Raw genomic sequence first — 18,599 nt, forward strand, 5'->3', positions numbered from 1 at the left:
CTGAGGACAGAGTTTTACGATCCGAAAACCTTCATCACTCACGCGGCGTTGCTCCGTCAGACTTTCGTCCATTGCGGAAGATTCCCTACTGCTGCCTCCCGTAGGAGTCTGGGCCGTGTCTCAGTCCCAGTGTGGCCGATCACCCTCTCAGGTCGGCTACGCATCGTTGCCTTGGTGAGCCGTTACCTCACCAACTAGCTAATGCGCCGCGGGCCCATCCTGCAGTGACAGCGAGATGCCATCTTTCAAAAGAAGATCATGAAATCTTCGATATTATTCGGTATTAGCCCCGGTTTCCCGGAGTTATCCCAATCTGCAGGGCAGGTTGCCCACGTGTTACTCACCCGTCCGCCGCTAATCTAAAGGAGCAAGCTCCTTTAGATCCGCTCGACTTGCATGTATTAGGCACGCCGCCAGCGTTCGTCCTGAGCCAGGATCAAACTCTCCAAAAAGTGTTTGACTTGCTCATTTGTTTATCTGCAGATGACGAGCATCTGCCAGATAAGATTTAAAACTAAAACGTTGACGTTTTTATTGATTTTGTTCAGTTTTCAATGTTCAATCCTGCTTCAGTGCTGTTGTTCAAAAAATCAAAACAGCGACTTTTACATAATACCAAGATGAATTAAATCCGTCAAGGTTTATTTTAAATTTCTTTTTTGGCTGTTTGTTATGTTTCCAACAGCGACGCTTATTAATATAACACTTGAAATAATCTTGGTCAATACTTTATCTCAAAAAAAATTTAACTTTCTTTATGAAGCTGATAATAACGATGGAAAACCCCTTGTCCTTTCGTTTGAACAGAAATAACCCGCACAAGCTGCCGCTCAATTAAATACTCCATTAATGTAACCAGATCAACAGAATAGTGCGTCACTTCGCTATGATTTAAAAGTTCATTAATGCTCCACCATTCTTTTTCCTTCATAAGAAATAGTAAATGATCGGCTCCTCTTTCTGTGCGTGAATGAATTAAAAACTCGCTCGCTAAAAAAAGAAGCTCCAGTCTTTTCTTCAAATCTTCGTCGCTTGTCAGCAACTCTTCATATAACTTATAAATTCCCGGCTCAATATGACGAACTTGATTCCATACAGTCAACTCTGGATAATAGCCATTTTCGATAATTGATAATCTGGCGAGATGATGTAGCGAATGCAGAACATGGTTATATGCATCAAGATAATGTCTGTCATTAAAGAAAGCTTTCCCATCTGTATATCGTTTAATCAGCTTAGCAAACTCAATCGCCATTTTGATTTTGCGGCCGTAAAAAGGAAATTCACGCATTTCGGTTTTTAATTCATGAACATACTCATTTCGATCAAACAAAATACGCCCATGATATAGCCACTCAATCACTTTACGATTTGTACCTAGAAGAAGCCATTCTTTTAATTGATTTTCTGTTACAATATACATCGATGCCGTTTTATTATTGCGGTCAACATAATGTTTTGTAAATACAGCCTCCTCTGCTTCATGTACGATAATGAGAAGAATGGAATCAAAGTTTTCAGTGAATGCACTATTTTGTTCATTTTTTTTGGCAACTATAACACCAAGCGTGTTTTGTTGGCTTGTTCGTTCTTGATATAACGGGCGAAGAAGGTCTTCCACAGTATATTCCTCCAGACAATTTAAACGTTCGTTCAGTTAAGTTTCGACAAATATTATCGAATACCTGCCGTAAAACATAAGGGAAAATATGATATAGTGATGAATAGGAGGTTGAAACGATGGCAAAAAAGTATTCAAGTAAAATTAATAAAATACGTACATTTGCATTAAGTCTTATTTTCATTGGATTCGTTGTCATGTACGGTGGAATTTTCTTCCGTGAAAATTTTCTCGTAATGTCGATTTTTATGATGCTTGGTCTTCTCTGTATTATTTTAAGCACTGTTGTGTATTTTTGGATCGGGATGCTATCAACGAGAGCTGTGCAGGTTGTGTGCCCTACTTGCGGTAAGTCGACGAAAGTTCTCGGCCGCGTCGATATGTGCATGTACTGCAATGAACCTTTGACACTCGACCAAACACTTGAAGGGAAAGAGTTTGACGAAAAGTACAACCAGAAAAAAATTTAGACCACCCGAATGCATTAAAAAACCTCCATCCCGATTTGGGATTGGAGGTTTTTAATGCAAATCTTTATTGCTACAGCTTGGACATTTTCCGTAAATTTCCATTCGGTGATGACTAATTTCAAAGCCTGTAACATGAGAAGCGAACTGTTCAACTTCATCCAAACCTGGATAGTGAAAATCCACAATTTTGTTGCATGACTCGCAAATGACATGATAATGTTCAGTCGTAATGAAATCAAACCGGCTTGATGTATCCCCGTATGTCAATTCTCTCACAAGACCTATTTCTCGGAACACGCGCAAATTATTGTATACAGTCGCGACACTCATATTAGGAAATGTTCCTTCAAGTGCTTTATAAATATCGTCAGCAGTCGGATGTGTCATTGACTCGACTAGAAATTCAAGAATCGCATGACGCTGAGGTGTAATACGAACACCTGTCTGCTTCAGCGTATCAAGTGCGTCTTTCAACTGCTCATGTGATTCATGGACATGTGTGTGTGACATCAACATGCACCTCTCTTCTTCCTGATAAGGAATGTTACTTTATAATCCTTATAAACAGTGTACTAACAGAAACCCATATTTGTCAATGAAAAAGAATAACCAGCTGAGCATCGACTCTCAGTTAATACCCTTTCCTGATATCAAGAATATTTTGATAATCTCCTCCCTCTTTGAAACAGAGTAAATTATGTTCAAAAATCGCCATTGCCCGCGGAATATATGCTTTCGTAATACTTGAAATGTGTGGTGTAACGGTCATGTTTTCATGACGCCAAAACGGATGGCCTTCTGGCAGCGGTTCAACTGCAAACACATCAAGATACGCATGCGCAATTTCCTCATCGTTAATAGCTGACAACAGTACATGTTCTGATACGACATCGCCCCGGCCGATATTAATAAATGCCGCTGTCTGCTTCATCGCTTCAAAATGCTCCGGCTGCAGCGCACCAACTGTATCCAGCGTACTCGGCAAAATCGCAATGACAAAGTCCGCTTCCTTCACCGCTTCCTCTAATTCACTCATTTGAAAAATACGGTCAAATTCATCAACAGAACGGCCACTTCGATTGATGCCTGCTGTTGTCATCCGAAATGCTTTACATAAACGGGCAATTTCCTGACCAATTGCCCCCGTACCAAGAATAGCCGCTTCTTTTCCCGCCAGTTCCTGCAATGGCAACTCTTTATTCCACGTCTCTGTTTTTTCCAAAACACCCAGTTCTGGAAAGCGTTTAACGTGATTTAGCATCAAACCAAGAGTGAATTCTGCCATCGGTATTTTATGGATACCACGTGAAGTTGTCACAAAAATATCTCGATCTTGAATTGCTCCAAGTGGCATATCCTCAATACCTGCAGATGCAACCATAACCCACTTTAACGACTGGCACTGCTCGATCATGTCTTCCGTCAAATCGCTGCCGAATGTGACGAGAATTTCAGCATCTTGCAACACATCATTCGCTTCCTTTATATCTTTATAGAATGAAAATGATTCCTCTGGAAATTTCCTTTGAATATCCGCTTGAATGGCACGTGGCGGACGAAATGTAAAGACAATGTTCACCCGTTTATCCTGGTTAAATTACAGTATAAAAAATCATCACATATCCTAACAAAATATGATATGTTCGAAAGTTAACCAGGATTCACCTCCTTTAAAAAATGAATAGTCAAACTAATAAATAGTAGAAAATCTCGATACTAATTGAATACTTATGATTTTTTACGATTGGGTATGAAAACTATTCAACGTTCCTTCATTTAGTTCTTTCACAGCCTGTAACGTTTCTTCCATATGCCCTTTTACACGTACTTTTCGCCACTCTTTTGCGACGATGCCTTCTTTATTAATTAAAAATGTTGATCGCTCAATGCCCATATATTCTTTACCAAAATTTTTCTTCAGCGTCCATACACCGTACAATTCTGCCGCTGCCTGTTCTTCGTCCGCAAGCAGTGTAAATGGAAGTGTATGTTTTTCAATAAACTTTTGATGGCGCGCTGCAGGATCTGGGCTAATGCCAAGAATAACCGTGTCTAATGTTGAGAATTCACTGTATTGATCACGGAAATCACATGCTTCGGTCGTACACCCAGGTGTCATATCTTTCGGATAAAAATACAGTATGACATTTTTCCCTTTAAAATCTACGATGTTCACCATATCACCATTCTGATCCGGCAATGTAAATATCGGTGCCGGCTGTCCTGTTAATTCCGCCATGTTAAATCTCCCCTTTTTCTTTTAAGAGTAGCGAATCTGCTGAAAAATGGCAACTTCAGATCCACGCGACGACGCGCCTTTAGTCTTTGATCATGATTGATTCCTTTTTCAATGAGGACTACAATAGAAAAAGACGATATAATCAGGAGGCATTATAATAGAATGAATTTTTCTAAGTCTGACGTTTTACATGAAGAAGCACTTAAACATATTGTCGGCGGAGTAAATAGTCCGTCACGATCGTACAAAGCAGTTGGCGGCGGTGCACCGGTAGCAATGGAACGTGGAGACGGCGCGTATTTTTATGATGTCGATGGCAATAAATATATCGACTATCTTGCCGCATACGGACCGATCATTACTGGTCACGCGCACCCGCACATTACAGAAGCGATTACGAAAGCCGCACAAAATGGTCTTTTATTTGGAACGCCGACGCAGCATGAAGTGACATTTGCAAAAAAATTGAAGCATGCGATGCCGGCACTCGACAAAGTTCGCTTTGTCAACAGTGGTACGGAAGCGGTCATGACAACAATCCGTGTAGCACGGGCTTATACCGGGCGTGATAAAATTATTAAATTTGCCGGCTGTTACCACGGACATTCTGACCTTGTCCTTGTCGCAGCCGGCAGCGGACCATCGACTCTTGGCACACCTGATTCTGCCGGTGTACCAAAAAGCATCGCTCGAGAAGTCATCACCGTGCCGTTTAATGAAACAGACTCATTAAAAGAAGCGCTGGAAAAATGGGGCGACAATGTAGCTGCCGTGATGATTGAGCCTATCGTTGGTAACTTTGGCATCGTCGAACCGAACAAAGGTTTTTTAGAAGAAGTGAAAAGGCTGACACACGAAGCAGGCGCTCTTCTCATCTTTGATGAAGTCATTTCAGCATTCCGCTTTATGTACGGGGGTGCACAAGACCTGCTTGGCATTACACCTGATTTAACAGCACTCGGCAAAATTATCGGCGGTGGACTGCCCATCGGTGCCTATGGCGGCCGAGCAGATATTATGGAAAAAGTGGCACCGCTCGGCCCTGCGTATCAAGCCGGAACGATGGCTGGAAACCCTGCATCAATGCTTGCTGGGATTGCCTGTTTGGAAATTATCGAGCAGGACGGCGTGTACGATGAACTCGATCGGCTCGGAGCGATTTTAGAAGATGGGTTACTGAATGCCGCGAAAAAAGCTGGCGTAACGGTGACAATTAACCGATTAAAAGGTGCTCTCACCATTTATTTCACTGATCAAAAAGTGGAAAACTACGACCAGGCAGAAGCGACAGACGGTGAACAGTTCGCCCGCTTCTTTAAAGAAATGCTGCGCCGCGGTGTTAATTTGGCTCCCTCTAAATATGAAGCCTGGTTTTTAACGACTGCACATACAGAAGAAGACATTCGCACAACGATTCAAATAGCGGAAGAAGCTTTCATTGCCTTAACAAACTAAAGATAATCTAGACAGGCGTCCATTGAAACGGGCGCCTGTCCTTTTATTTTTCTTTCGCTTGATTTCTCTTCATATCCGTTGTATAGTACAGTTTGTTTGATTTGCCGACAAGCGCGGGAAGCAGACGTAAATACAGTTTTATCAGAAAGGAATCTTTTATCAAATGAAGCTTGGTGCCCGCATTTTTAAAACGGGAATTGCCATCGTTTTAGCGCTTTACATAGCGGAATTTCTTGAATTACCTTCACCTGTTTTCGCTGGGATTGCGGCTGTCTTTGCTATCCAACCAAATATTTACCGCTCCTATTTAACGGTTATTGAACAAATTCAAGCGAATATTATAGGTGCTGGCATTGCGATTTTATTCGTTTTATTATTTGGCAATCATATTATTATTGTTGGCCTGGCAGCGATTATCGCAATTATTATTCTCTTGAAATTTAATCTTGAAAAATCTGTCGGCCTCGCTCTTGTAACGATCATTGCCATTATGGAAGTGCAAAATGAACAGTTTGTGCAATTTTCGATGATTCGCCTGTTTAATATTTCAATCGGTGTCGCGTCATCATTTCTCGTCAATCTCGTCTTTTTGCCACCGAAATATGAAACAAAATTGTTTTCTTCGATTAATCAAGTAACAGAAGATATTTTAATGTGGATTCGCCTTACGTCACGTAATGCTTCTGAATCATCTTTGTTGAAAAAAGACATGATGAAACAGCGAGAAAAGATCATGAAAATTGATCAAATGTTTTTATTGTACAAAGAAGATCGGACACCATTCAAAAAAAACCTCCGGGCGAAAAAAAGAAAAATCGTCTTGTATCGAAAATTGATTTTGACGACTCGCCGAAGCTTGGATATTTTGCAAAGACTCAATCAATGTGAAAATGAACTACATCATTTAAATCCTGACCTGCAGCGGACGTTACAGGATCACCTTGACTGTCTCGTCAGCTATCATGAGCATTTGCTGCTTCGTTTTATCGGCAAAGCAAAAACGACAGAAACGTCAGAAAATTTATTTAAACCTTGCATGAATCGTGATGAATTTATGCATATGTTTGCCGATAAGATTTATAAAAGGAATGATGAAGAAATAACATCGTCGATTCGTCTGCTCCACATCGTATCATCTATTCTCGAATATGGTGAAAAACTGGAGCATCTCGATCATTTAATGACGAGCTTTTATAAATATCACAAAGATGATGAAGCGCCTGAATATGAAGAAGAATGATCAAAAGCCATGCCGGCTGCCGGCATGGCTTTTTTAATGATCTAATTGCTGCACCTGAAACAGTCTCCAGTAGCCGCCCTGTTTCTTCATTAGTTCTACATGCGTACCGTCTTCGATTACTTCACCGTGTTCAATTAAAATAATTCGATCCGCATGCGTGATCGTTGACAAACGGTGTGCAACGATGAATGTTGTCCTTGTTTTAGCCAGCTTTTCAATGGCCTCTTGAATTAAATGTTCACTTTCTAAATCAAGTGCCGATGTAGCTTCATCTAAAATAAGCAATGGTGGATTCTTCAAAAATACACGTGCAATGGCAACACGCTGCTTTTGACCACCGGACAACTTCACACCCCGCTCACCGACTTTCGTTTCATATCCTTCTGGAAGCGCCATAATGAAATCGTGCGCATTGGCCGCTTTTGCGGCAGCAATAACATCTTCTTTTGTCGCATCCGGCCGCCCAAGTAAAATATTTTCCCGAACCGACTCACTGAACAATATATTGTCTTGTAAAACCATCCCGATTTTATCTCGCAGCGATCGTACTTCAAAGTCACGAATATCCGTTCCATCAAGTAAAATACGGCCGCCTGTTACATCGTAAAAACGTGGAATAAGGCTGACGAGCGACGATTTTCCGCCACCGCTCATACCGACAAGTGCCACTGTCTCCCCAGCCTTCACATGTAAATGAACATCGCGTAAAACAGGAGCATTTTCTTCATCATATTGAAATTGAACGTGGTCAAAAACAAGGTCTCCGTCAACATTACGGCATTCCATCGCATCTTTTTTATCGGTCACATCGTATTTTTCATCGAGCAATTCAAACATGCGGTCCATTGACGCAATCGCTTGTGTGAGTGTTGTCGATGAATTGACAAGGCGACGAAGCGGATTATAAAGACGGTCAATATACGCAATAAAAGCCGCCATTGTACCGACTGTTAAATTCCCTTCAATAACTTGCACACCGGCATATCCGATAACAAGGAGCGGTGCAATATCAGTAATCGTGTTGACGACTGCAAACGCTTTGGCATTCCAGGCCGTTTGATCAAGTGCTTTTTGTAAAAAGTTTTGGTTGTGTTTTCGGAAACGCTCCTGCTCAACCGGTTCAATGGCGAAGCTTTTAATGACCGACATTCCTTGCACACGCTCATGCAAATGGCTTTGCACTTCTGCAAGCGCCTGTGAGCGAACACGCGTTAAATGGCGCAAGTTTCCAAAAAAATATTTAACAGAAAATGCGTAAAATGGAAAGACAATAAGTGCAACGAGCGTCAATTTTACGTCCATTGTCATCATAATCGCTGCGGCTATAACAATTGTCGCTGCATCAAGCCAGACGTTCATCAGCCCGGTAATGACAAAGTTTTTTGTCTGCTCCACATCATTAATAATACGGGAAATAACTTCACCGGCTCTTGTATTTGCATAATACTTAAAACTAAGCTGTTGAATATGCGCAAATAGCCGGTCACGAATGTCATATAAAATTTTACTGCCTGTCCACTGGGCGAAATACTGCCGGTAATACTCAACCGGATAACGGACAATGACGAATAAAATGAGCATCATGCCGATCACCCAGTAAAGCTGGTTTTTTTTCTCCGCTATAGTCATTGTCCCGCTACCAATAATGTCGTCAATGACATATTTAATGATAATCGGAAGCAACAGTGGAATGCCAAATTTAACAATACCAATTAATAACGTACCGGCAATTGGCCATTTGTATGGTTTGACAAATTGCAAGTATCTTTTAATAACCCCCATCTAACTACCTCCTTTTCCAAACAACGAAAAAACCTGTTGAATCCTCAACAGGCATTCAGCGGCACAATTGTGAATACTTCCCATACCATCGGTCAATAAAACCAGGAGTAAATGGACCTTTCTGCTGTTCAATTAAGGACAGCAAGTGATCCATATTACGTCGTAAAATTTTATCAATCACTTCCGGGTAGTTCATTTCACGGCTGTGCTGTCTGTACTCGTCTTCATCAAGCAAAATGTAGGTCATATCCGGGAAAACCTTTACGTCAAGGTCGTAATCAATATACTTGAGTGCACCTTGGTCAAACACGAATGGTGAACTAAGGTTGCAATAGTAATGAATACCGTCTGCACGGAGCATTCCGATTACATTAAACCATTTACGTGTGTGAAAATAACAGATCGCCGGCTCCCGTGTGACCCACGTTCGCCCATCTGATTCTGTTACAATCGTCCGGTCATTTCCGCCAATTACAATATTTTCAGTTGCTTTTACGACAACTGTTTCTTCCCACACCCGATGAATGTGGCCATTATGTTTGTAACTGTGAATCTGCACTGATTCACCTTCTGCAGGAATCGCCATCGTTGTCCCCTACTTTCTAGCGTCGCGCGCTTTTTCTATTTCCTTTTGCGCGGACGGTGAAACATTCATGTCTTATTATACCGATTTACGGAGGAAATGAAAACAAATGAAGCCCCAGCCATTTGGCTAGAGCTTCATTTGCATTCTTTTACTGATTAAAAGATGAATTTTTTTTACGTGCTTGAGATTGCGCATTTTGCTTTTTCACTTGCTGCACATCTGTTTCAGATGCAAATTCAGCTCCATATTGCTGCGACTGTGCAGCAAAGTTACGTTGCGCTTGACCTGATGTCGCATTTGCATTGCGAGATGCTGCATTTTGCTGTCTTACTTCTTGCGCATTTGTTTCAGATGCAAATTCTGCAGCGTATTGCTGATTTACATTCGATGCTGCATTACGATTACGCTGTGCTTGAGCAGATGCCGCATTTTGTTGTCTCACTTCTTGTGCGTTTGTTTCAGATGCGAATTCTGTTTGATACTGCTGTCCTTGGGCGGATGCTGCATTTTGTTTTTTCACTTGGTTAATATTCGTACCGGCTTGTGTTTTGTTACGGTTATTATTCAATATGTTCCCACCTTTACGGTTATTTTGTCATCGTGGTTTTTTATCTCCACGCTGACTATCTTGACCGTATTGGCTACAAATTATTCTTGAAAATTTAAACAAGCAATGAGCGGCCTCCATCGATAATAATGGTCTGATCTCGGATCATAAATGCCCCATTTTGTTTCGATAATTCAACCGATAAATAACGGGTTAACGCTTTGACTACTGCTTTGGACGCCCCGATCGCTGTGTAATTACGGGTGGAAATTCTGCAGAGTAATGCTGCTTTGGACGCCCCGACTGCTGTGTAATTTCAGATGCAAATTCTGCAGAGAAGTTCTGATTTGAATGCCCCGAACGCTGTGTAATTACAGGTGGAAATTCTGCAGAGTAATGCTGCTTTGGACGCTCCGACTGCTGTGTAATTTCAGATGCAAATTCTGCAGAGTAATGCTGATTTACATTCGATGCTGTATTTTGTTTTTTCACTTGGTTAATGTTCGTACCGGCTTTTGTTTTGTTACAGTTATTATTCAATATGTTTCCACCTTTACGGTTATTTTGTCATCATGGTTTTTTCTCCACATATTGACTATCTTGACCGTATTGGCTACAAATTATTCTTGAAAATTTAAACAAGCAATGAGCGGCCTCCATCGACAATAATGGTCTGGCCCCGAATCATAAATGCCCCTGGTGAGATTAAAAACAGTACCGTCTGCACAATATCATCCATTTCGACAATTCGACCCGCCGGTGTATTTTGTTTGGCATCTTCTAAAATATCGTCACGGTTCGGAAAATGCATCAGCGCTTCTGTATCAATGGCACCACCAGATACAGCATTGACTACAATATTTTGTTGCGAAAGTTCAACCGATAAATAACGTGTCAACGCTTCGACTGCTGCTTTTGACACCCCAACTGCTGTGTAATTTTTCAAATAACGGATCGCACCAAGTGAGCTGATGCTGACAATTGAACCACCACCGCTTTTTTCCATCATCTTTGCGGCTTCTTTTGCACAAAATAAAAGCGCTTTACTGTTAATATCCATCGTCCAGTCCCAATGTTTTTCTTCCAGTTCCATAATTGGACGTTGAACACCTGATGCTGCGTTATTAATAAATACGTCCAAACGGCCAAATTCTTGCTCGATCGTTTCAAACATTCCTTTGATTTTTTCGACATCGCCGACATTCGCTTTAATGACTAAGGCACGACGGCCCAGCGCTTCAATTTCTTTCGCTGTTTCTTCTGCCGCCGTTTTACTTCGCGCATAATTGACGACAATATCATAGCCTTGTTTTGCCAGTGCAATCGCAATTGCTTTGCCAACGCCACGGCTGGATCCCGTTACTAGTGCTGTTTTCATCATCCCAGTCCTTTCACATACTTCCATATTTTTTGATGTGATACTGAAAAAGCAAATGATTCCACTTCTTCTTCTTTAACGAACTTCGACCGTTTTTTTTCAACTTCGCCTTCAATAATCCCTGTATACACATCAATGTTCCACGTTAAATGGGAAAACACATGTGTAATTTCCGTGGCTTTCTCCGTATTCACTTTCGCTTTCACACCATATTCCGTTTCTATAAATGATTCGAGTATACGTCGTGGGTTCGTTCCAGCTGGCAATTCCATGTTCGGAAATTGCCACAAATTAGCGAGAAGTCCTGACTCCGGTCGTTTTTCGATTAATATACGACCATCGTTTGTCGTCAAAACGACCGCTCCCATGTGAACTTTTTTATCTGATTTCTTTTTCGTTTTAACTGGCAGTTCTCGTTGCACACCTTCTTCAAATGCCTGGCAATGGTTTTGTACCGGGCATAAGAGACAGGACGGCGATGTCGGTGTACAAATAATCGCACCCAGTTCCATTAATGCTTGGTTGAATGAAGATGGATTTTCTTTGTACATTAACTCTTCAACAGCACGCTCAAAAATTTTACGTGTTGATGGTTTCGCAATATCATCCCAAATGGTTAGCAGTCTTGAGATGACACGCATAACATTGCCGTCCACTGCCGGCTCCGGAAGTCCGTAGGCAATGCTTAGAACAGCCCCTCCTGTATAAGGGCCAACACCTTTTAATGATAAAAAGTCTTCTTTCTTTTCCGGCACAATGCCACCATAGCTCTCAGCTACTTCTTTTACCGCAGACTGCAAATTGCGAACACGGGAATAATAACCGAGACCCTCCCATGCTTTCATGACATCTTCTTCATCTGCTCCGGCAAGTGCATCGATTGTCGGAAACTGTTCCATAAACCGGTTAAAATATGGAATGACTGTATCAACCCGAGTTTGCTGTAACATAATTTCAGATACCCATATCTTATATGGGTCGCGTTCATGCCGCCATGGAAGATCTCGTTTCTCTGCTTCATACCAATTGACGAGATCTTGTTGAAATTTCGTAATATTCATCTTTTGTATTGCACGGTTTTCTGACATATTGAATGTCCCTCGCTTTTCGACATGTTACAATAGACTAACAATTGGGAATAACATGTGTATACATTTTTTCAGAGTAAAGGAGGCTGCCTTTTTGGATACAGGTACTCATATCGTCATGGGTTTTGCGCTCTGCGGAATTGCCACGCTTGACCCGATCGTCACTGCTGATCCCGCCACAAAGTATGCAGTCATGACAGCAGCAGTTATTGGGTCACAGGCACCTGACATAGATACACTTTTAAAACTTCGTAATAATGCCGTTTACATTCGCAATCACCGCGGTGCGACACATTCTGTTCCCGCTGTGGTGCTCTGGCCGCTTTTAATTACTGGTGTATTGTTTTTCATTTTTCCAGACGCCAATGTACTTCACTTATGGCTCTGGTCACAAATTGCCGTCTTTTTACACGTGTTTGTGGATATTTTTAATGCGTACGGAACACAGGCACTTAGACCATTTTCACCGCGTTGGGTCGCGCTCGGAGTCATTAACACATTTGACCCATTCATTTTTACGATGCATATAATCGGCTTGCTCTTATGGGCATTCGGTCTTCATCCCGGCTACACGTTTATCGTCATTTATGCGATCTTAATCGGTTATTATATTTTACGCTTTCAAATGCAAAGCGCCGTTCGGAATGCAGTGCGCCGTCTTATTCCAGATGCGGAGGAAATTATTATTGCACCGACGATCCGCTTTAACCAATGGCGTATTGCTGTTAAATCGCTTGAACACTTTTATGTTGCTCGAGGCTACCGCCGTTCCGTAACCATTCTCGACAAATATAAGCGGGTTCCAGTGCCCGAATCGGTTTTATTTGAAGCAGCAAAAAAGGATGCCAATCTCGACGCATTTCTTCACTTTTCACCTGTTTATCGGTGGGAAGTCGCCGAATATAACGATTGTTATGAGGTGAAGTTTATCGATCTGCGCTATCGGAACAACGGCTATTATCCGTTCGTTGCCATCGTACAGCTCGACTTTGACTATAAAATTATCGGTTCTTATACCGGCTGGATTTTCAGTGAAGAAAAACTTCGTAAAAAGCTCACATTTCCACAATTCGATCAAAATTAATATGTCACGTCGCCTGAACCATCAAGCAGATGCTTATATTTTGGATTGCGCGCCACAAACTCATGTAGCTTAGGACCGTAATTGTCGATCCACTGCGTGACGACTTTTTCGGTCGCTTCTTTCCCTTGATAATCATAACCTGCCTGCGCATACGTCGTCTCAAAGTCTTCCTAAAGAAGTTCGACCCATGTGCGGGCACGGGCAGCAGACAAACGGCTGTTTGTATCAAGCAGCCGCTCTGTTAATTTTCGAAATATTTCTTCCATGTATGATTCACTCCTTTTATTTATTTAATAATGAAATCGGGATGCCTTCTTCTTTTCCATCGCCACTTATACGGTAACCCCATGCAAAGACACCATTCATATATTCCACTTTAAAATACTGACCTGGATCCGTTTTTAATTCATACAGTTTGCCCGGCTTAAATTCATCAGGATTCAACAAATACGCCTGCGCCATTGTCGCACGCCGTTCATAAACGGCGAACTCATTCACAATGCCCAATTGCTCTGCCTTTCGTGCTTTTTCTCTTAAACGCGCAATTTCTTGTTTTAATTCAACTTCTACCATTTCGCTATATCGTTTTTCATTTTCCATCTAAACAACTTCCTTTCTAAATCCAGATAACATTATTCTTCTTGCAGCTTTTCAATCGCTTGATCAATCGCCGAAAAATCAAAGCCTTTTCGGTATAAAGCCATCTTCATTTTTTGTTTGTACTCTGATGGCTTATATGATTGATAGCGGCGGTGGGCTTTTTCCGCCTGATGCATAAGCGCTTCCATTTCCTGCTCCTCATCCGACGGAGCCGCGAATGCCGCTTGTTTCATAATCGAAGTAGAATACCCTTTCGTCATCACTTGTTCTTCAGCCTTTTTCTTTTGCAAAAAAGCCGAGTCTCTTTTATATTTTTTTAGCTGTTTTTCATAAAGCTTCGTCGCTTTTTCAATTTGTTCTTCTTCTGTAAACTGTTCCATTGCATTTGATGCTATTTCTTCATTGATCCCTTTCTCTTTCAATTCACGCTGAATGAGATAAGGACCTTTATCAGTCGTTTGAATTTGTGTTTTAACAAAAGCGTCCGCAAACTGTTCATCATTCAGATAACTCATTAAGCGAAGACGCGTTAAAATTTCTTCAGCCGCATCCTGCTCCACTTCTTTTCTCTTCAAATAATCGAGTACTTCTTTTTCGGAGCGCATGCGGATCGATAAATAGTTAATGGCGGCATTCAATCCTTTTCGAACACCATCACGAATTTGAATTTCTTCAACTTCTGCTTTCGTTATTTCGCTTCCTTTTCGAAGATTAAATTCCATTAACACAGCTTCGTCGATACTAAACGCATAATCCCCATCAACTTCTATATTATAGCGGTCTGTCCGTTTTTGCTGAACAGATATTTTCGTGATTTTAGGCATATATAGTCCCCCCCAGCACATTTGTTTTGTTTGTTTCCTTCTGAATCAGGTAATATAAGAATATAAGAAACGGAGGGTTCATAATGAAAGCAGCGATTGCAGGCGGCACTGGATTCATCGGCAAAAAATTGACTGCAGAACTCATTCAAAATGGATACGATGTTTATATTTTAACGCGAAACACGGACAATAAGAAAGAAAGAGACCACATTCATTACGTAAGATGGCTGTCAGATGGTGCTGAACCTGAAAATGAGCTGCATGGGATTGACATATTTATTAACCTCGCCGGTGAATCACTTAACAGCGGTCGCTGGACAGATGAACGAAAAAAACGCATTTTGGATAGCCGAATGATATCGACGAGAGAAATCATCCGTATTATGACGTCATTGCCAAAAAAACCAGCCGTCCTCATCAATGCAAGCGCAATCGGCATTTATCCGATTGCCGATACTGAAACATTTAAAGAAACATCACCTGCCTTAGGGCAAGGGTTTCTAGCGCATACCGTTAATATGTGGGAAGAAGAAGCGATTCAAGCAGACAAAGCTGGTATCCGTACCGTTTTAACAAGATTCGGCATCATTTTAGGGACAGAAGATGGTGCACTACCAAGAATGGCCATGCCTTATAAGCTCTTTGTGGGTGGAAAAATCGGGACTGGTCACCAATGGATGTCATGGATTCATGTAAATGACGTCGTCCGTGCTATTCGTTTTGCTGGAGAAAATGAGTCCTTGCAAGGACCACTTAATGTGACCGCTCCAAATCCAGTCCATATGAACGACCTCGGCAAAACACTCGCGAAAGTGCTTGGCCGACCACACTGGTTATTCATTCCTGCTCTAGCACTAAAAGCAGGACTCGGCGAAATGAGTACCTTGATTTTAGACGGTCAAAAAGTACTGCCAGAAAAATTGTTGCAATCAGGCTTTCAATTTAAATTCCCGCTCGTTAGGGGAGCACTCGATGATCTTTACAAAGGAAGCGTGCATAAATAGATCCTCATATTGCCTTCAGTAGACGATAAAGAACTGTTTCAGCGACTTATGAAACAGTTCTTTTTAATTTAAAACTATAGTTAAACCTTCATTCTTCCTGTGCACAAATAACTTCCGAATTTTGTGGATAATGTGGACAGAAATCAGAATAGCTATTATATTAATGACAGTTTTCGTCAAAATTGTGGATATTCCTATGCATAACCTGTGGATAAGCCTGTTAGTTGTGGGGAAAACTCAGAAAATTCATACCATTGTTATCCACGTTTTTCCTATTTCACTGCTTTTCATAAATTAATACTAGACTGCTGGGCTGACGACCTTAATATCAATACCCGCAAGAATGAAAAAGATTAATCACGTGAATCATTATTTCCTTTTTAATGTGACAACTGCTTCAACGTGAGCTGTCTGCGGGAACATGTCAACTGGTTGAATGCATTCAATTTTATATACGCTGCCGAGTTCCGCAAGATCTTTGGCGAGTGTAGACGGGTTACAAGAGACATAAATAAATGTTTTTGGCTTCACATCTTTAATCGTTTGAATAAGTTTACGGTCAAGGCCTGTTCGCGGTGGATCCGTCACTAACACATCCGGTACCCAGCCTTGCTGCTTCCACTTTGGCAGCCACTTTTCGGCCGGACCGGTTTCGTACGTTGCTTTCACTCCATACTTTTTCGCATTCGCACGGGCATCTACAATCGACTCGGCTATCGTATCCATACCACGCACTTCCGATGCCTCCCGACCGATCCAGAGACCGATTGTCCCCGAACCACAATACGCATCCGCAATTTTATCCGCCTTAGAAACATTCGCTGCCTTTTTCACTTCGTCATACAGTTTGACAGTTTGTACAGGGTTGAGCTGGAAAAAGGCACGAGCTGATAAGTCGTATTCAAACTCACCTAATTTTTCAACAATTGTATCGCTTCCAGCAATCGTTTTTGTGACGTCACCGAAGACAAGATGTGTATTACCCGGGTTCACGTTATGTACAACGGACTTTACTGCCGACGTACGCTTCATTAATTCTTCTGCAAAAAGAACAGCTTTCGGGAATGTTTTATCTCCTGTGACAATTGCTGCCTGTACGTCGCCTGTTTCAATTCCAGCCCGCACAACGATCGTTTTTACACCTTGTTTTTGTTTTACGCTGTAGACCGGAATCGATAAATCGTTCATAAGCTGTTTAACCATTTGAATCGTTTCATCAATGACATTGTGTTGAACGATACATTTCGGAATATCAACGAGTTTGTTCGAATTCGGACTGTATAAACCCGCAATCACTTTTCCGTTATGAACACCTGTTTGAAACTGAGCTTTATTGCGGTAACGCCACGGATCATTCATCCCGATCGTATCGTTTATTCTCAAATCGGCAATATTCAATGATGTGTACCGCTCAAGTGCCTGTACAAGAATCGCTTTCTTTTCATCAAGCTGTGCGCTGTAATCAAGATGCTGCAATTGACAGCCGCCGCACTGATCATAGACCAGACAAGGAGGCGTGACGCGATGTGCCGATTTTTTACGCAGCTTTTTAATACGTGCTTCTGTAAACTTTGGCATGACTTTTGTCGCTTCTGCAGTAATTTCTTCGCCTGGCAAAGCTCCCGGTACGAAAATGGCTTTTCGTTTAAAATAGCCGACGCCTTCTCCGTTAATGCCAAGACGTTTTATTGTAAGCGGGAACGTTTGCCCCGTTTTCATTTCTGTTTGATTATTCATGTTTTTCACCTCTTTGATACTTTATCACAGACGGAGTACAATCAAAAGAATAGGAAAAAGCCGGTCATCGTGCACCGGCTAGTTCATCAAGTGATCGAAACTTGTATCCCTGTTTCTTTAAATCACGAATAACATCAGGCAATGCTTCCGCATTATCTTTAGACACGCTATGAAGCAATATAACCGCACCGGGATGAATTTGCTTCATGATTTCATCATATGCATACTTTTTTCCTTTTGGCTGATCTGCATACCAATCCACGTAAGCAACTGACCACATGACGTGCGTATACCCTTCTTTTTGCGCCGTTTTCAATACATTTTCAGAAAAAATTCCACGCGGTGGCCGAACGTATTTTGTCTTTTTTTGCGTCGTCATCCGTGCTACTTCTTTTTCGACCAGCTTCAATTCTTCGATCAATGTACTGTTAGGCACTGACGTTAAATCGTAATGATGCCAAGAATGGTTGCCGACGATATGACCTTCTTTTACCATTCGCTTGATTAAATCAGGTGCGCTTTCAACGTAATGGCCTGTTATAAAAAAAGCAGCAGGCACTTTTTCTTTTTTGAGTGTATCCAGAATCGTTTTCGTATGCCCATTTTCATATCCATTATCAAACGTTAAGTAGAGAACTTTTTCATCCGGGCTTCCTTTGTAAAAAGAATCGTATTTCGCCAATATGTCATCCAAGTTTTTTCCGGCCTCTGCCTGCTTCCCATCCATTCCTTTCTGAAATCCCCAGTGAATCGCTTCTGATGATACGACAATAACTGGCAACATAAACATAAATAGGAGAAAGAAAATCATTTGCCGCATTACATCACCACCTTTTTTCTATATGATGCACGGAATAGAGATAGTGAATGCGTGGAAAGTTATCACAGAAAAAGGTATTTGTTCACGCCCGTATACAAAAAAGCCCCAGCGCGCAGCCGGGACT

Annotated in this window: 19 protein-coding genes, 1 rRNA gene and 2 pseudogenes; 5 read left to right on the forward strand and 17 right to left on the reverse strand. The window is 41.6% G+C overall.

The window, feature by feature from the left end:
* Both AWH49_RS04475 and AWH49_RS04480 read right to left on the reverse strand, forming a co-directional pair.
* A 16S ribosomal RNA gene (locus AWH49_RS04475) occupies positions 1 to 452 on the reverse strand; the annotation flags it as partial.
* A gap of 293 nt (positions 453 to 745) precedes the next feature.
* Positions 746 to 1,621, reverse strand: coding sequence for a nucleotidyltransferase-like protein (locus AWH49_RS04480; RefSeq protein WP_018391705.1), 876 nt, complete (start codon positions 1,619 to 1,621; stop codon positions 746 to 748).
* A gap of 119 nt (positions 1,622 to 1,740) precedes the next feature.
* On the opposite strand from AWH49_RS04480, the gene AWH49_RS04485 reads away from it, so the two are divergent.
* Positions 1,741 to 2,091, forward strand: coding sequence for a YgzB family protein (locus AWH49_RS04485; protein ID WP_018391704.1), 351 nt, complete (start codon positions 1,741 to 1,743; stop codon positions 2,089 to 2,091).
* A gap of 51 nt (positions 2,092 to 2,142) precedes the next feature.
* Here AWH49_RS04485 and perR read toward each other — a convergent pair whose 3' ends face one another.
* The 3 genes from perR to bcp all read right to left on the reverse strand — a co-directional run bounded on the left by perR (position 2,143) and on the right by bcp (position 4,330).
* The gene (gene perR / locus AWH49_RS04490) at positions 2,143 to 2,607 is read right to left on the reverse strand and encodes a peroxide-responsive transcriptional repressor PerR (protein ID WP_051927955.1); all 465 of its coding nucleotides are present in this window, start codon (positions 2,605 to 2,607) and stop codon (positions 2,143 to 2,145) included.
* A 115-nt stretch (positions 2,608 to 2,722) separates the two neighbouring features.
* Positions 2,723 to 3,670: a D-2-hydroxyacid dehydrogenase gene (locus tag AWH49_RS04495; protein ID WP_034289072.1), complete on the reverse strand. Its 948-nt coding sequence runs from the start codon at positions 3,668 to 3,670 to the stop codon at positions 2,723 to 2,725.
* A 159-nt stretch (positions 3,671 to 3,829) separates the two neighbouring features.
* A complete protein-coding gene (bcp, locus tag AWH49_RS04500) occupies positions 3,830 to 4,330 on the reverse strand; it encodes a thioredoxin-dependent thiol peroxidase (protein WP_063964795.1) in 501 nt (166 codons plus the stop codon).
* A gap of 162 nt (positions 4,331 to 4,492) precedes the next feature.
* Between bcp and AWH49_RS04505 the strand changes: the two genes are divergently transcribed.
* Together AWH49_RS04505 and AWH49_RS04510 are read left to right on the forward strand one after the other, a co-directional pair.
* Positions 4,493 to 5,785 (forward strand): glutamate-1-semialdehyde 2,1-aminomutase, encoded by a 1,293-nt coding sequence (locus tag AWH49_RS04505; RefSeq protein WP_018391700.1) that lies wholly within the window; start codon positions 4,493 to 4,495, stop codon positions 5,783 to 5,785.
* Between the two features lie 163 nt (positions 5,786 to 5,948).
* Complete coding sequence (locus AWH49_RS04510) at positions 5,949 to 7,025, forward strand: FUSC family protein (RefSeq protein WP_063964796.1); 1,077 nt, start codon at positions 5,949 to 5,951, stop codon at positions 7,023 to 7,025.
* A 33-nt stretch (positions 7,026 to 7,058) separates the two neighbouring features.
* Here AWH49_RS04510 and AWH49_RS04515 read toward each other — a convergent pair whose 3' ends face one another.
* The 7 genes and pseudogenes from AWH49_RS04515 to mutY all read right to left on the reverse strand — a co-directional run bounded on the left by AWH49_RS04515 (position 7,059) and on the right by mutY (position 12,406).
* Positions 7,059 to 8,807 carry an ABC transporter ATP-binding protein gene (locus AWH49_RS04515; protein WP_063964797.1) on the reverse strand — a complete coding sequence of 583 codons (1,749 nt, stop codon included), beginning with the start codon at positions 8,805 to 8,807 and terminating at the stop codon, positions 7,059 to 7,061.
* Between the two features lie 55 nt (positions 8,808 to 8,862).
* Positions 8,863 to 9,393: a nucleoside tri-diphosphate phosphatase gene (gene ntdP / locus AWH49_RS04520; RefSeq protein ID WP_034289058.1), complete on the reverse strand. Its 531-nt coding sequence runs from the start codon at positions 9,391 to 9,393 to the stop codon at positions 8,863 to 8,865.
* A 148-nt stretch (positions 9,394 to 9,541) separates the two neighbouring features.
* Entirely contained in the window at positions 9,542 to 9,961 is a 420-nt protein-coding gene (locus tag AWH49_RS04525) for a gamma-type small acid-soluble spore protein (RefSeq protein ID WP_094777140.1), read from the reverse strand.
* Between the two features lie 94 nt (positions 9,962 to 10,055).
* Positions 10,056 to 10,199: pseudogene (locus tag AWH49_RS20645) on the reverse strand (enoyl-ACP reductase); the annotation flags it as partial.
* Positions 10,166 to 10,480, reverse strand: coding sequence for a gamma-type small acid-soluble spore protein (locus AWH49_RS04530; protein ID WP_063964798.1), 315 nt, complete (start codon positions 10,478 to 10,480; stop codon positions 10,166 to 10,168). The pseudogene AWH49_RS20645 and the gene AWH49_RS04530, both read right to left, overlap by 34 nt.
* Before the next feature lie 94 nt (positions 10,481 to 10,574).
* On the reverse strand, positions 10,575 to 11,318 hold the full coding sequence (gene fabL / locus AWH49_RS04535) for an enoyl-[acyl-carrier-protein] reductase FabL (protein WP_094777141.1): 744 nt from the start codon (positions 11,316 to 11,318) through the stop codon (positions 10,575 to 10,577).
* Positions 11,318 to 12,406, reverse strand: coding sequence for an A/G-specific adenine glycosylase (gene mutY, locus AWH49_RS04540; protein WP_063964800.1), 1,089 nt, complete (start codon positions 12,404 to 12,406; stop codon positions 11,318 to 11,320). The genes fabL and mutY overlap by 1 nt, the downstream gene beginning before the upstream one ends.
* A gap of 94 nt (positions 12,407 to 12,500) precedes the next feature.
* On the opposite strand from mutY, the gene AWH49_RS04545 reads away from it, so the two are divergent.
* Entirely contained in the window at positions 12,501 to 13,490 is a 990-nt protein-coding gene (locus tag AWH49_RS04545) for a metal-dependent hydrolase (RefSeq protein WP_063964801.1), read from the forward strand.
* Here AWH49_RS04545 and AWH49_RS04550 read toward each other — a convergent pair.
* The 3 genes and pseudogenes from AWH49_RS04550 to recX all read right to left on the reverse strand — a co-directional run bounded on the left by AWH49_RS04550 (position 13,487) and on the right by recX (position 14,914).
* Positions 13,487 to 13,756: pseudogene (locus AWH49_RS04550) on the reverse strand (YfhJ family protein). The gene AWH49_RS04545 and the pseudogene AWH49_RS04550 overlap by 4 nt on opposite strands.
* 16 nt (positions 13,757 to 13,772) lie before the next feature.
* The gene (locus AWH49_RS04555) at positions 13,773 to 14,090 is read right to left on the reverse strand and encodes a YfhH family protein (protein WP_034289038.1); all 318 of its coding nucleotides are present in this window, start codon (positions 14,088 to 14,090) and stop codon (positions 13,773 to 13,775) included.
* 32 nt (positions 14,091 to 14,122) lie between these two features.
* A complete protein-coding gene (gene recX, locus AWH49_RS04560) occupies positions 14,123 to 14,914 on the reverse strand; it encodes a recombination regulator RecX (RefSeq protein WP_063964802.1) in 792 nt (263 codons plus the stop codon).
* Positions 14,915 to 14,997: 83 nt separating this feature from the next.
* Here recX and AWH49_RS04565 point away from each other — a divergent pair, with 83 nt between their 5' ends.
* Positions 14,998 to 15,918 (forward strand): TIGR01777 family oxidoreductase, encoded by a 921-nt coding sequence (locus tag AWH49_RS04565; protein WP_063964803.1) that lies wholly within the window; start codon positions 14,998 to 15,000, stop codon positions 15,916 to 15,918.
* Positions 15,919 to 16,287: 369 nt separating this feature from the next.
* Here AWH49_RS04565 and rlmD read toward each other — a convergent pair whose 3' ends face one another.
* Together rlmD and pdaA are read right to left on the reverse strand one after the other, a co-directional pair.
* Positions 16,288 to 17,655: a 23S rRNA (uracil(1939)-C(5))-methyltransferase RlmD gene (gene rlmD / locus AWH49_RS04570; protein WP_063964804.1), complete on the reverse strand. Its 1,368-nt coding sequence runs from the start codon at positions 17,653 to 17,655 to the stop codon at positions 16,288 to 16,290.
* Between the two features lie 64 nt (positions 17,656 to 17,719).
* A complete protein-coding gene (pdaA, locus tag AWH49_RS04575; protein WP_034289027.1) occupies positions 17,720 to 18,475 on the reverse strand; it encodes a delta-lactam-biosynthetic de-N-acetylase in 756 nt (251 codons plus the stop codon).
* Between the last annotated feature and the right edge of the window lie 124 nt (positions 18,476 to 18,599).

It is taken from the genome of Domibacillus aminovorans, from assembly GCF_001643235.1.
Lineage (GTDB): Bacteria > Bacillota > Bacilli > Bacillales > Domibacillaceae > Domibacillus > Domibacillus aminovorans.

Coding starts and splice junctions, on each gene's coding strand:
- AWH49_RS04485 (WP_018391704.1), top strand. CDS start 1,741: ATGGCAAAAAAGTATTCAAGTAAAATTAATAAAATACGTACATTTGCA.
- perR (WP_051927955.1), bottom strand. CDS start 2,607: ATGTTGATGTCACACACACATGTCCATGAATCACATGAGCAGTTGAAA.
- bcp (WP_063964795.1), bottom strand. CDS start 4,330: ATGGCGGAATTAACAGGACAGCCGGCACCGATATTTACATTGCCGGAT.
- AWH49_RS04505 (WP_018391700.1), top strand. CDS start 4,493: ATGAATTTTTCTAAGTCTGACGTTTTACATGAAGAAGCACTTAAACAT.
- AWH49_RS04510 (WP_063964796.1), top strand. CDS start 5,949: ATGAAGCTTGGTGCCCGCATTTTTAAAACGGGAATTGCCATCGTTTTA.
- AWH49_RS04515 (WP_063964797.1), bottom strand. CDS start 8,807: ATGGGGGTTATTAAAAGATACTTGCAATTTGTCAAACCATACAAATGG.
- ntdP (WP_034289058.1), bottom strand. CDS start 9,393: ATGGCGATTCCTGCAGAAGGTGAATCAGTGCAGATTCACAGTTACAAA.
- fabL (WP_094777141.1), bottom strand. CDS start 11,318: ATGAAAACAGCACTAGTAACGGGATCCAGCCGTGGCGTTGGCAAAGCA.
- mutY (WP_063964800.1), bottom strand. CDS start 12,406: ATGTCAGAAAACCGTGCAATACAAAAGATGAATATTACGAAATTTCAA.
- AWH49_RS04555 (WP_034289038.1), bottom strand. CDS start 14,090: ATGGAAAATGAAAAACGATATAGCGAAATGGTAGAAGTTGAATTAAAA.
- recX (WP_063964802.1), bottom strand. CDS start 14,914: ATGCCTAAAATCACGAAAATATCTGTTCAGCAAAAACGGACAGACCGC.
- AWH49_RS04565 (WP_063964803.1), top strand. CDS start 14,998: ATGAAAGCAGCGATTGCAGGCGGCACTGGATTCATCGGCAAAAAATTG.
- rlmD (WP_063964804.1), bottom strand. CDS start 17,655: ATGAATAATCAAACAGAAATGAAAACGGGGCAAACGTTCCCGCTTACA.
- pdaA (WP_034289027.1), bottom strand. CDS start 18,475: ATGCGGCAAATGATTTTCTTTCTCCTATTTATGTTTATGTTGCCAGTT.